Source organism: Enterobacter sp. 118C5, assembly GCF_034107645.1.
In the GTDB taxonomy this organism is placed as follows: Bacteria; Pseudomonadota; Gammaproteobacteria; order Enterobacterales; family Enterobacteriaceae; genus Enterobacter; species Enterobacter nematophilus.
On record NZ_JAWNEU010000006.1, the window covers coordinates 193,486 to 205,576 of the forward strand.

The 12,091-nt window shown below is 54.5% G+C and carries 11 protein-coding genes; 4 read left to right on the forward strand and 7 right to left on the reverse strand.

Going from position 1 to position 12,091, the window contains the following annotated elements; genetic code table 11:
* Nucleotides 1–142: 142 nt before the first annotated feature.
* A complete protein-coding gene (locus tag UTO39_RS13465) occupies nt 143–826 on the reverse strand; it encodes an extensin family protein (protein WP_320727369.1) in 684 nt (227 codons plus the stop codon).
* Between the two features lie 103 nt (nt 827–929).
* Between UTO39_RS13465 and ddlA the strand changes: the two genes are divergently transcribed.
* The gene (gene ddlA, locus UTO39_RS13470) at nt 930–2,030 is read left to right on the forward strand and encodes a D-alanine--D-alanine ligase (RefSeq protein ID WP_253540886.1); all 1,101 of its coding nucleotides are present in this window, start codon (nt 930–932) and stop codon (nt 2,028–2,030) included.
* Here ddlA and UTO39_RS13475 read toward each other — a convergent pair.
* Nucleotides 2,027–2,257 carry a DUF2754 domain-containing protein gene (locus tag UTO39_RS13475; protein ID WP_028012119.1) on the reverse strand — a complete coding sequence of 77 codons (231 nt, stop codon included), beginning with the start codon at nt 2,255–2,257 and terminating at the stop codon, nt 2,027–2,029. The two genes, ddlA and UTO39_RS13475, sit on opposite strands and share 4 nt — an antisense overlap.
* A 249-nt stretch (nt 2,258–2,506) precedes the next feature.
* On the opposite strand from UTO39_RS13475, the gene UTO39_RS13480 reads away from it, so the two are divergent.
* Nucleotides 2,507–2,806: a DUF2755 family protein gene (locus tag UTO39_RS13480; RefSeq protein ID WP_014882725.1), complete on the forward strand. Its 300-nt coding sequence runs from the start codon at nt 2,507–2,509 to the stop codon at nt 2,804–2,806.
* On the opposite strand, the gene UTO39_RS13485 is transcribed toward UTO39_RS13480, so the two are convergent.
* The 3 genes from UTO39_RS13485 to UTO39_RS13495 form a co-directional block, all read right to left on the reverse strand.
* The gene (locus tag UTO39_RS13485) at nt 2,803–3,900 is read right to left on the reverse strand and encodes a DUF1615 domain-containing protein (RefSeq protein ID WP_061099074.1); all 1,098 of its coding nucleotides are present in this window, start codon (nt 3,898–3,900) and stop codon (nt 2,803–2,805) included. The genes UTO39_RS13480 and UTO39_RS13485 overlap by 4 nt on opposite strands.
* Before the next feature lie 14 nt (nt 3,901–3,914).
* Nucleotides 3,915–5,135, reverse strand: a complete 1,221-nt coding sequence (gene sbmA / locus UTO39_RS13490; protein ID WP_320727370.1) for a peptide antibiotic transporter SbmA — start codon at nt 5,133–5,135, stop codon at nt 3,915–3,917.
* A gap of 115 nt (nt 5,136–5,250) precedes the next feature.
* Nucleotides 5,251–5,784 carry an isochorismatase family protein gene (locus tag UTO39_RS13495; protein ID WP_253540883.1) on the reverse strand — a complete coding sequence of 178 codons (534 nt, stop codon included), beginning with the start codon at nt 5,782–5,784 and terminating at the stop codon, nt 5,251–5,253.
* A 204-nt stretch (nt 5,785–5,988) separates the two neighbouring features.
* Between UTO39_RS13495 and ampH the strand changes: the two genes are divergently transcribed.
* Nucleotides 5,989–7,149 (forward strand): D-alanyl-D-alanine-carboxypeptidase/endopeptidase AmpH, encoded by a 1,161-nt coding sequence (gene ampH, locus UTO39_RS13500; protein WP_061099077.1) that lies wholly within the window; start codon nt 5,989–5,991, stop codon nt 7,147–7,149.
* A 2-nt stretch (nt 7,150–7,151) separates the two neighbouring features.
* On the opposite strand, the gene UTO39_RS13505 is transcribed toward ampH, so the two are convergent.
* Both UTO39_RS13505 and UTO39_RS13510 read right to left on the reverse strand, forming a co-directional pair.
* Nucleotides 7,152–7,778, reverse strand: a complete 627-nt coding sequence (locus UTO39_RS13505; RefSeq protein WP_320727371.1) for a helix-turn-helix domain-containing protein — start codon at nt 7,776–7,778, stop codon at nt 7,152–7,154.
* An 88-nt stretch (nt 7,779–7,866) separates the two neighbouring features.
* Nucleotides 7,867–10,641, reverse strand: a complete 2,775-nt coding sequence (locus UTO39_RS13510; RefSeq protein WP_320727372.1) for an autotransporter outer membrane beta-barrel domain-containing protein — start codon at nt 10,639–10,641, stop codon at nt 7,867–7,869.
* A 446-nt stretch (nt 10,642–11,087) separates the two neighbouring features.
* On the opposite strand from UTO39_RS13510, the gene hemB reads away from it, so the two are divergent.
* Nucleotides 11,088–12,062 (forward strand): porphobilinogen synthase, encoded by a 975-nt coding sequence (gene hemB, locus UTO39_RS13515; RefSeq protein WP_061099078.1) that lies wholly within the window; start codon nt 11,088–11,090, stop codon nt 12,060–12,062.
* Nucleotides 12,063–12,091 lie beyond the last annotated feature (29 nt).

A 12,091-nucleotide genomic window follows, 5' to 3' on the forward strand; every position in this document is an offset into this window, starting at 1 on the left:
AATTCGCCGTCAGATTAGCAAGTTACGCGCCTTAACGTCGCACCAGAGATGCGGCCTCGCTGACTTTGGTGTTTTATCTTCCCAGTCATCATATTTGTGAAACAAGTCACAATTCATCCATTTTCTGGCGGAAGATTATGCTTCAACGGCAGAGACCAAAGCCGCGCATTCCCAGATGAAAGTGGCTGGCGTGCGCCGCGTTATATTCCGGCCCAAGACCGTTTCCGTAGTAGCCGCAGCTTGCCGCCAGCAGAGCCTTAAGCCAGGGCTGCGTTTTTGCCGATTTCCAGCCGTTCAGTACCGTAACGCGCTCTCCGTTCGCCAGCCGAAAAGCGGCGATATCCAGCGCCTCTGCCGTGGCATGCTCGCTGCGCCGCGCATCGGGCCGGTGGTAGATATTGCGGCAGGCAAAGCTGCCGAGGTGCTCAATGCGCGTCAGTTCACTGCCGGTAAAGCGTTTGGTCAGTGGCCGGGCCTGCTGGCTGACGAACAGGGCTGAGCTGAGCGCCAGCGGACAGCTGGCAAGAAAACTGCCGTTCAGGCTCACCGGGCCGAAGTCACGCACGCGCACGACGTTGTTCAGCGGGCATTCCCCGCCGCTGTCAGCGACCGCCTGGGTGCGGATCAGGTTTTTTTGATTAGCCTGTGCTAACAGGCTCGCGCAGGCTTCGGGCGTTAAGCGCCGCAGCTTATACTGGGTAATACGGCCTGGCGGGTCGTCCAGGTTCAGCGGCGTGAAAGGGTTGTAGTGAGACGGCAACCAGCGGTAGCCCGCCGTTGCGATTGCTCCAAGGATGAAAATGGTCAGCAGCGTTTTTCCTTTCACTCTCCCCCCTCACTGTTCCCCAAAACATTATGGCAGAAGGCCGCGAAACCCGCAGGGCATCGTGGTATGTTATTGGCTTTTCGTCAGACTGGAAGAGAGTGAGATGGCAAAGCAGCGCGTAGGTATTGTCTTTGGGGGAAAATCAGCGGAGCACGAGGTGTCCTTGCAATCGGCTAAAAATATCGTCGATGCGATCGATAAAAGCCGTTTCGACGTGGTGCTGCTGGGCATTGATAAACAGGGCCAGTGGCACGTTAACGATGCCAGCCAGTATCTGCTGAATGCCCACGATCCGGCACACATTGCCCTTAATCCTTCGGAAATTAGCGTCGCCACCGTACCCGGCGTTGTGAAGGGACAGCTTATCAACGCCGGCAACGCGCAGGCTCTCGCCCAGATCGACGTGGTCTTCCCTATCGTGCACGGCACCCTCGGCGAAGACGGTTCCCTGCAGGGGATGTTACGCATGGCTAACCTGCCGTTCGTGGGCTCGGACGTGCTGGGATCCGCCGCCTGCATGGACAAAGACGTCACCAAACGCCTGCTGCGCGATGCCGGGCTGAATATTGCGCCATTCGTGACCCTCACCCGCGCCAACCGCGACAAGCACAGCTTCGCGCAGATTAGCGCTGAGTTGGGCCTGCCGCTGTTTGTGAAGCCAGCCAACCAGGGCTCCTCCGTGGGGGTCAGCAAAGTCACCACCGAAGCAGAGTTCACGCAAGCCGTCCGTCTGGCGTTCGAGTTCGACCATAAAGTGGTGGTTGAGCAGGGGATCAAAGGCCGAGAAATTGAGTGCGCGGTGCTGGGCAACGATTTTCCACAGGCCAGCACCTGCGGTGAAGTGGTCTTAAACAGCGACTTCTACTCGTACGACACCAAATACATTGATGATAAAGGCGCCCAGGTTGTTGTTCCTGCGGATATCGATCCGGCCATCAACGATAAGATCCGGACGATCGCCATTCACGCCTATCAGACGCTCGGCTGCAGCGGCATGGCGCGCGTGGACGTGTTCCTGACGCCGGAGAACGAGGTCGTGATCAATGAAATCAACACGCTGCCGGGTTTCACCAATATCAGCATGTATCCAAAACTGTGGCAGGCCAGCGGGCTTGGCTACTCTGAGCTGATCACCCGCCTGATCGAACTGGCGCTGGAGCGTCACGCCGCCGACAGCGCCCTGAAAAGTTCCGTTAACGGTTAATCGGCACCCTTAGCCGTCTCCTCCGCTGTCGTCTCTTCCGGACGGCGGCGGATAATCAACCCTGCCAGCCAGAAACTGATTACCCAGGTCACCAGACCCACGGCATAGGTTTGCCAGCCTTTTGCTTCAAATCCCAACAGCCCCACGACGCCGTTAAGAATAAAGATCAGCCCGATAGCAAAGGCGTAGTAGTGCCAGTCACGGCGAAGTTTGGACGTGAGCTTCATAACAACTCCGGCAGGGAAAAAAGACATCCTCTCACAGTTTTACCGCCAGGTCTGTGGCAGATGCGGAAATTCTGAAATGCGGCGCAGTTTCATTTAAGTTAACAAATTGTGACATGCTGCAGAAATCAACAATCCAGGAGAAATCCTGAGCGAAAATTACCACGATTCTGATATTGACAAATGCGTTGACCTGTCAAACTCACCCCGTAAGACGCGTATTAAAACAGAGTGATATTTCGGGAGGTCAACATGGCTGACTTTACATTGTCGAAACCTATTTTTGGCGGCAAACCAAAAACCTCCACGGCGGGTAATATCGCGTATGCCCTGTTTGTCCTGTTCTGCTTCTGGGCTGGCTCCCAGCTGCTTAATATGCTGGTGCACGCGCCGGGCGTTTATGAACACCTGATGCAGGTGCAGGATAACGGACGCCCGCGGGTTGAAATCGGGTTTGGCGTGAGCACGCTGTTTGGCCTCGTGCCCTTCCTCGCGGGGTGTATGATTTTAGGCGTTGTCGCGCTCGTCCTGCGCTTTCGTCGCCGCCATTAAAGCCCCATACAGCGAGCCCGGCGATCGTCCACGCGTTTTGCGAACCATGCGGTGGTCAGGTTACGCGTGATCTTCGGGCTTTCCAGCTGGATCCCCGGCAGGACAGCCCTCGGTAACGTTTTCCCACTCTTCTTCTCTGCAAGGGCAAACACCTTCTTGTAGAGATCCGTTTTCTCAAATGCCAGGCTGTCGCCTTTCTCAAGCTGACGGCGAATGTCGCTGTTGCTCATATCAAGCGCTGTCGATAATTTCCGGATCGCCCGCTCGGTGCTTCCCGCCTCGCTGCTGCCGTAGGCGATAAGATCGCCGTCCAGCGCCAGCTTGACGCCGCTTGCGCGGCTGACCGCGCTCTGAAACGCCGCGTTACGGCTGGCATACCAGCCCGCGTTAAAGTCTGCGAAGCGGTACAGGGGCTCGCTGTAGTTCGCCGGATAGTTCAGTAGATGATAGGTGCCGAACCACAGCCCGCCGCGCAGGGAGAAGACCTCCTGGCGCACCGTACCGTCAATTTCCCACGGGTAGCCGTCGGTATGCTTCTCGGCAAACGCAATGCTCACCTGCATCGGGCCGCCGGTATGAACCGGGTTCAGTGAGCCAAACAGCTTCTGCCCCATCGGCACCATGTTAATGAAATCATCAAAGATGGCGCTGAGCTGTTTTTCGGTTTTCACCGTGTCCAGCCGTTCGCTGTAGCTTTTGCCGTTTGGCGAGGTGATTTTCAGCGCGGTATGCACGAGGAACACCGGGATATGCATCGATTCCGCGCGGCGGTCGATCTCTTTCCAGGCGATTTTGTTGAGACCCGGCACCACCGGGTCTGACTGGTACATCGACTCCTGCTGCGCCACCGCCAGCACCGAGCAGATATTCTCCTCGGTGGGGGCAATCTTCTGGCTTTCGAAGGTTTTTGCCAGCGCATCGGCCCACGCACTGCGATCCTTCACGCTGGCGGGCATTTTTTGCCGCACAACGCTTGCGACATCCACGGGCTTCTCGCCCTTTTTAAGCGGAGCAGCGCCTTTTTCGGCACAGCCCGCCAGAACGAGGGCAGCCAGCAAGGACAGCGGTAACGCACGCGGTACGGCAAAAGACATAGCAACTCCCTGTATTAGCTAAATGTGTTGGTGACTTCCTGCAGATCCCGATCGTCCAGCTCATGTTCAAAGCTGCGCAGACGTTTATAGATGGACATCAGCTCCACCAGCGTAGTCCAGGAGTTGATCAGATACTGGAACGAGTTTCTGACCTGATCGAACACGTTGGTAATCTGGGTCAGTAAGCCCAGCGTGATTGTTCCCGCAACAATAGACGGGAACAACAGGAATAGTCCAAAAACAGTATCGACCTGCAGATAGAAAATACGGGCAATATTGAAATACATGTAGTGGAAATAGAGCCTGAAATAGTTGAAACGGACGTTGCGGAACAGCTCTTTAATCGTCGGGGGTGCAGCGCGCGTTGGGTCATCCTCTCCGTAGACCAGTTCCTTACGATAGGCCGCTTCCACACGCTGATTCTTAAACTCTAAGCCCGGCAGCTTAATCCCGACGACGGCGAGCAGGCCTGTGCCCATAAGCGACCAAATCAGCGCCGGGATGAGCAGGCCGTACGGTAAATGTCCGACAATCGGCAAGGCTGAAATATGGGGAGAAAGCGCAACCAGAATCGGTAAGAACGCAAACAGTTTCAGGATGGCATTAAGCAGGCTGACGCCCATATCCTCAAGCGTTGACGCGAAACGCATGGTGTCTTCCTGAACGCGCTGAGCAGCGCCTTCAATATGGCGCAGACGCTCCCAGTGGGTCATGTAGAATTCGTTCATCGCCGTACGCCAGCGAAAGACGTAATGGCTGACGAAGAAATTATTCAGCACCGCCACGGTGACGGCGATCATCGCAATGCCCATAAAAATTTTTAACTGATTGTAAAGCTCGCCGATTGGCACCCGGTTAGGGGCGCTCAGCGCTTTCTGGATGAGATCGTAGAACGGGGCATACCACGCGTTAATGGCTACGCTCACTTCGACCAGAAACCAGGTGACAAAAATAATCAGCGACGTTCCCAGAATGGACCACGTCTGCCAGCGATGAGGGGAATAATTAAACCAGAACAGCGCAAACAGCGCGACGCACAGCGCGTAATAGGCATAAAACAGCAGATAGCTTAACGACCAGAAGCGCGCCGCGCTAATCGGCACCTCGCCTGTTGCCCCCGCGATGCGCGTCAGCCATGCACCGCCGCCCGCCAGCCAGAACACGACGGCGATCAGTGCCCAAATAAATGCCGACAGGAAAAAAGGCCCCGGCTTTGGGAAAAAAGACTTAAACATGATACTTCCTTCTTGTTGTTATGGTTGTTGCTGTGCTCAACACATTACCACACGAATACCTTGCCCGAGCCGGTCTCCCGGCTCGGGCAAAAAGGTCAGACCCGTGGGTTGATTATTAGTTCGCTTTCCAGTTTTCGAGAATTGTTTCGGTGCGTTTCACCGCGACAGGGTTCGCCGGCGCAATGAAGTTTCGCCAGACGTCGTTGTGGTGGTTAATCAGGATCTGTGCTTCGGCAGCCGGGCGGTTGGCGGTGGTATGGGCATCTTCCGCCACGGTAATGTGGTAACCGCGGCTGACGCCATTCTTGACCGTGGCGTCAACGCAGTAATCGGTGGCGCACCCGCAGATGACAAACTCGCGAATGCCCTGCTCGCGTAACAGCGCTTCAAGCGTGGTGTCGTAAAAAGCATCACAGGCGGTCTTGGTCACGTACAGCGCGCCAGCAGGTTGATAGAGTTCAGGCAGCAATGCAAACCCGTCACTTCCCTCTTCCAGCCCCCCGGCCTCGGCATGCTGAATAAAAATCACCGTGTCGGCAGCCTGCGTAAGCTGGTTGATCAAAGAGACACACTTCTCGCGCTGATGACGCGGGGTTTCAAACACCCCGTTCTGCATATCAACCACCATTACCACACGCTTTTCAGACATACCGTTCTCCGCAAGATTGAGTAACACTGGTGCCTATCATAAGCCCGATGTCACAAAATGGGAGAGCGCTCGCAGGGAAATTCTTCATATTTACCCATGGTTACGTTTTTCTCGCTATGGTTATGCTATTCGGGGCATTGCACGGTGCCGATTAGTAGTATAAATACCCATTACTTTCCTCATTCACTTCATGGATGCTTTTCGTTGAAACGTTGTCTGCTCTCTTTTGCCGCGCTGTGTGCGGTGAGCTTCTCCACCGCCCAGGCAGCCCAGCCGCTGACGGCGCCCGTTTTGGCTTCAGATATTGCCGATCGCTACGCGAATCTTATCTATTACGGCAGCGGCGCGACCGGGATGGCAATGGTGGTCATCGACGGCAACCAGCGCGTTTTCCGCAGCTTTGGTGAAACGCGTCCAGGTAATAACGTTCGCCCGCAGCTGGATTCCGTTGTGCGCGTTGCGTCCTTAACCAAGCTGATGACCAGTGAAATGCTGGTGAAGCTGCTCGACCAGGGCGTGGTGAAGCTCGACGATCCGCTCAGCAAATACGCCCCGCCGGGAGCCCGCGTGCCGACGTATCAGGGCACGCCAATTCGCCTTGTTAACCTCGCGACGCACACCAGCGCTCTGCCCCGCGAACAGCCGGGCGGCGCGGCGCACCGCGACGTTTTTGTCTGGCCAACGCGCCAGCAGCGCTGGAACTACCTGAGCACCGCCACGCTGAAATCCGCCCCGGGCTCGCAGGCCTCTTACTCGAACCTGGCGTTCGATCTGCTGGCGGATGCGCTCTCAGCGGCAGCGGGCAAACCTTACCCGCAGCTGTTTGAAGAGCAGATCACGCGTCCGCTGGGCATGAAAGACACCACCTTTACCCCTTCCCCGGACCAGTGCAAACGCCTGATGGTGGCAGAGAAAGGCGCAAGCCCGTGTAACAACACGCTGGCGGCCGTGGGCAGCGGCGGGGTCTATTCCACCCCTGGCGACATGATGCGCTGGATGCAGCAGTTCCTTTCTTCGGATTTCTACTCCCGCAGCAGCCAGGCCGATCGTATGCAGACCCTCATCTATCAGCGTACTCAGCTGCACCGCGTCATCGGGATGGACGTGCCGGGTAAAGCCGATGCGCTCGGCCTGGGCTGGGTCTATATGGCGCCGAAAAATGGCCGTCCGGGCATTATTCAGAAAACCGGCGGCGGCGGCGGTTTCATCACCTACATGGCAATGATTCCGCAGTCCAACGTGGGCGCGTTTGTGGTGGTCACCCGTTCTCCGAACACGCGCTTCGTTAATATGAGTGACGGCATTAATAACCTGGTGGCCGAACTGAGCGCCAATAAAGCCCAGGTGCTTACCGCGTCTAACTGATCTTAATACTCCGTGGGCAAGCGGTTGATGCTGACCAGCTTGCCCCGGCTCATATTGATGTAATTCCCCTGCCGCAGCGCAGCCAGGACTTCTGCAACAACCGAGCGTGAAATACGGGTGCTACGCTGAATATGATTCATAACGCCAATTTTCGAGCGCAGCGAGTCATCCCACTCGGCCATATTGATCAACATCGCCCGGATCTGACTATAAGAGTTATTTCCCACCAGCTGCAGGTCACGTTTGCCCAGAATATGGTTAATCCATGACACCCAGCAGAAAGCATCCTGCCAGAGATGATCTTGCTGAATAAGTTGACGCGTGGCAGAAGCCGGTAAATAAAATCCAGAACAGGGGGTGTGTGCCATCCTGGAATATTCCAGATAACTATCATTTATCCATGCGTTCAAACCATAGATAAAAGGTGCCTGCGCAATGCCCATCAGAAGTTCATCAGATTTCCGGTGAACAGCGGTAAGTCCAGACTGTATTACAAAAGTAAACGGCTCATCATCATTATTGCCGGTTGTTATTAATTGCTGTGGTTCGATCTTAAAGGGGGTACCGGCGACTTCCAGAGATTTTGCGAGCCGGCTTAATTCAGAAAGTGGTTTCGCATTAACGTTCATGCATACCTCAAAGCATCTGTATCTGTCGGTTCTTTATTATTTTTAAACCATATAAAAAAGCGGGGGAAAAATCCCCCGCGCTTTCTCTTTACCAGGTATATTTCACACCCAGGTTTGCTCCCCAGTTCTGGTCAACGTCGCCGCCGCCCAGATAAGTCGCATCAGTGTAAGCACTGAAGTTTTTCGTGAAGCTGAACTGGGTGCCCAGCCCCACGCGAACCGCAGAGCCTTCGACGCCGTTATCAATGCTGTCAGTGTTGATATCAGCATTATTGTCAGCATCGTCATAGACGTAAGCCAGCTTGAAGTACGGGGTCAGCGCCTGTTCCCCGCCGTAGTTGAAGGTGTAACCCGCATCCATACCAAGCTCATAACGCATGCTGTCGTAAGACTGGCCGTCGATACGCATATCGTTGCTTAACTGATAGTCATCTCCAGACTGGAACAGGCCGGAAATCGCCGCATAAGGGGTAATATAGCCTGACAGGTTTGGTTTCCAGTCATAGCCCAGCTTCATCCCGAAGCCAACAGCGTCAGACGTTGTATCACCATCAACATACTGACCGTTGCTCATCGTGGCTGAGAGTTCGTTGTTGAAGCGGGTGTAGCTCAGGGAACTGTCCAGGAAGAGGTCGTTCATGAACTTCGCCGACGCGTAGATCATCGCCGTCTGGCTGTCCTGATCGACCTGACCCGTACGATCGCTGATATCGCCTTTCGCAAAACCTGCTGCACCACCGACGATCCACTTCGCATTATTACCGTCAATCTGCGTATCCAGACCGACCATAATGCCGCTTATGTCCTGATCGTAGCTGACGGTGCCGTTATCCGCGTCAAAGTTGCCGCCGAAATAGCTCACCCACGCGCCGCCGTTGTCTGCCAGGCCATGACGGCTATTGGTCAGACGCGTACTCACGGTATCCTGCTGGAGATTCCAGATGTTGGTGTTGGCAGAAGGAATGCTCAGCGCCATGTTGGCGTAGTCAGTCAGCTCTTCCTGCTGAAGAACAACGGAATCCCCCTCCTGCTGCGCCTGATAGGTATAAGCACCTAAATCAGCTTTGTTTGCGGCAGTAAAGCTGGCTGCGGTATCTGCGTTATTGTCGTAGACGCGAACGATCTCTTTGTTTTTGTAGTCGGCAACTGAACCAGCGCCGGTTGCATCGTCGATGCGCACCTTGTAGTTACCGGCAACGTCACCATTCACCGCCAGATGACCGTCGGAGTTCAGCGCGACAACGCCGTAGTCATACTCCGCGCTGTAGCGATCGTTGGTGATATAGCGTGCGTTGCCCAGGTCGCTGTTCAGCACATAATCGCGGCTCGCGACGTTGAGCACGCCGCCATCGGTCAGCACCATATGGTGCGTATCAACCTGACCCATACCCAGCGCCAGCTCTGCACCGTTGTCTACGGTAATGGTGTTGGCATACAGCTCTGCTGTCTCTTCAGTCAGCGCTGCACGGCTATAGCTGTCCAGATACAGGCTGTCGGTAGCCACGGCTCCGCTGTCGCCGATATTCAGGCCAGACGCATTGGTCAGGGTGACGGAATCCGCCAGCAGGCCTGAGTTTTCAACATTGACCTGCGACTGGTTATTGACCGTCAGCGCGTCGATGTTAGAGGCCTTACGGGTATCCCACTCGGAACCATTATCCAGCGCCACGTTGAACAGGCCACTCTGATAAACGTCTTCACCCGCAACGTGACCGTTGCTGTCGAAGGTAGAATCAGGCCAGATGCTGTTCGGGGACAGAGCGTGCCAGTCAACGTTGCTGTAACCCTGACCGTACATCTGCGATGTGCTGATAGCTTCAACGCTGGACTGCGCCGCACCGACCCACTTAGTGCCGTTGGTCAGCGTGACGTCCAGCTTATCGGTGCCATCCCAGCCGTTGGTGGTTGGGTTATAGACGCCATCGTCTGTGGTGTCCGTTGCCGGATCGCCATTCTCGTAGAAGTTGTTATCGAAGGTGCTCGAGAAAAGAATATCACCCGTCACGGTGGAGTGATCGAAGGTGGCGGTGGTCTGCATGGCGTTATCGGACGCGCTGGCTGCAACGATCAGCGCCGCGTCATCCATGGCCGTGGCGTTCGTTTCACCGTAGTCGCTCGGCTTCGCGGTTTGACCATAGAACCCGCTGGTGCCCAGATCGCTGTACGCGCCGGAGGTCAGCACAGAGTCTTTCACCACCAGCGTATCGGTAAAGACTTTGCTGTTGTCTGCCACACCTTCAGTACCATCGTATGGCGTGTTATCCAGTTCCTGATAACCTTGCGTCAGCGTGATACCCGCTACGTGGGAATTGTTCTGAATAACGATATCAGACTCAACATCCAGGGTGATTGCGTTACCCAGACCGTAGGTGTCCAGATAATCCGTTTCAGTGGTTTCGCCGTTAACGACATCATACGCGTAATGTTCGTAGGTATCGTTAATGGTGGAATTATCCACCGTCAGGCTAAAACGATCGTACTGTGTATGATTGGTACCGTCAGCATCCACGCCACCTGAGCACGCCGGGGTCATACATTCTGACGTAATCATGCCGTTAATAGTGCTGTTGGAAATACTCAAGGCATTTGCATGGCCATTGGCACCATCATCCAGATAGTACGTTGAAATAACCCCGTTAACGGTTGATTTATTCACGACAGGATAAATGTCGCCATCATGGGCGGCATCCGAGTAATCCCAGTCTGCGTAACCATAATACCATGGCGTAGATGCGGTATTATCATATCCAAACGTATTATATGTTGTACCGGAAATATCTTTCGCATTAGCCTGAGAAGCGATAGCCAGCGTACAAGCTAATGCAAGTTGAGATACAACCAGTTTCTTTTTCCATGTTTGCATTGGGTCATCCCTCCTCAGGGACGTAAGCATGTTTGTCCGTAAATCAATTAGCAATGTTTAATTGCGGAGGGAATTATGCAGTTTCAATCAGAAAAGGTTCAATGAATGATTCATTTAAGTCCGTATCCAGACAAACAGCAGAAGTAAAACGAGAGAAAAGGAGCGCTAAATACAAATACTATAAAGAAAAAAGTCAAAATAAACAAAACAAGCAAAGGTGATATAAATTTTATAAACAGATCATTGTTATTTATATATTCCCTTCGTAATAGAATTAACATCAATAATTCGAACCGACATTCCGCAGGATTGGTTAACTATATATAATTCAGAGGCAATCATAGACAGGCTGCATTAGACGGTATCAAAATGCCCACTTTAGTAAAACACCTCACTTCACTTTGAGGTACACTAACCTTCTTTGTTCCACAAACATCAGGCATACCATGACCGATTTAATTGCACGTCCCCGCCGCCTGCGCAAATCACCTGCACTGCGCGCTATGTTTGAAGAGACAACACTGACCTTAAACGATCTGGTGTTGCCGATTTTTGTTGAAGAAGAGATTGATGACTACAAAGCCATCGAAGCCATGCCGGGCGTGATGCGCATTCCTGAAAAATACCTGGCGCGCGAGATCGAACGCATCGCCAACGCGGGGATCCGCTCGGTGATGACCTTCGGCATCTCCCATCATACCGACGCGACCGGCAGCGATGCCTGGAAAGAAGACGGCCTCGTGGCCCGCATGTCCCGCATCTGCAAAGAGACCGTGCCGGAGATGGTGGTCATGTCCGACACCTGCTTCTGCGAATACACCTCCCACGGCCACTGCGGCGTGCTGTGCGATCACGGCGTAGACAACGATGCCACCCTGCTGAACCTTGGCAAGCAGGCGGTCGTGGCTGCCGCTGCGGGTGCGGACTTCATCGCGCCGTCTGCGGCGATGGACGGACAGGTACAGGCGATCCGTCAGGCGCTGGACGCGGCAGGCTTTACCGACACCGCCATCATGTCCTACTCCACCAAGTTTGCCTCCTCCTTCTACGGCCCGTTCCGTGAAGCAGCGGGTACGGCGCTGAAGGGCGATCGTAAGACCTACCAGATGAACCCGCTGAACCGCCGGGAAGCGATTCGTGAATCCCTGCTTGATGAGGCCCAGGGCGCAGACTGCCTGATGGTAAAACCGGCTGGCGCGTATCTCGATATCCTGCGCGACATCCGCGAGCGCACCGAACTGCCGCTGGGGGCTTACCAGGTGAGCGGTGAATACGCGATGATCAAATTCGCCGCGCTGGCCGGGGCAATCGACGAAGAGAAGGTGATCCTCGAAAGCCTGGGCGCGATCAAACGCTCGGGCGCGGATCTGATCTTCAGCTACTTCGCGCTGGATCTGGCCGAGAAAAAAATCCTCCGATAATCTTCACCAAACTGCAATACAACCGACAT